1 protein-coding gene is annotated in these 576 nt (G+C 40.5%); it reads left to right on the top strand.

Annotated features, from left to right (window positions below; genetic code table 11):
* Positions 1-576 (top strand): DUF3298 and DUF4163 domain-containing protein (locus IT084_RS17680; RefSeq protein ID WP_195714187.1); only part of this gene is annotated, 576 nt, incomplete at both ends.

Genomic DNA, 576 nt, shown 5'->3' with positions numbered 1-576 from the left:
CACGGCAAGTTAAGATTGCCACAAACTGGCTTAATTTAGATATGCAGATTCCTGTGATCTCGGGCATGACCAATAAGGCATTGCAGGAGAAAATAAATAAAGAAATAATGGATAAGGCCATGCATACCAAGGGTGAGCTGGAAAGTGGCTATGCGGAATATGCTAAAGCGGCCAGTGAATACAATTTTCCGGCAATGCCATTTGAATTGAGCATTGATTATGAGACATACACCAGTGGAGGCGTTTTATCCCTGGTGGTCGAGACATATGAATATTCCGGCGGTGCTCACGGCCTTGCCTGGAGAGATTACTATAATATTGACACTGTAAATTGCAGAGAGTTATCACTGAGCGAATTGTTCAAGAATAACGTTGACTATATAAAAATAATCAACAGGGAAATCAAAAAACAAATTTCTGACCAGATCAATAGCGGACAGGGTTTATATTTCGAAGGAGATATGGGTTTTCAGTCCATTTCTGAAAATCACCCGTATTACATAAAGGATAATTATATTGTTTTATGCTTTGGCGCTTACGAGATCGCTCCATATGCAGCCGGTATGCCCGAATTCA

The sequence above is a fragment of the Desulfallas sp. Bu1-1 genome, assembly GCF_015594625.1.
Taxonomy (GTDB): Bacteria; Bacillota; Desulfotomaculia; order Desulfotomaculales; family Desulfallaceae; genus JADNRQ01.
Note: the sequence above shows the minus strand (reverse complement) of the source record. Positions and strands in the feature narration are given on the sequence as shown.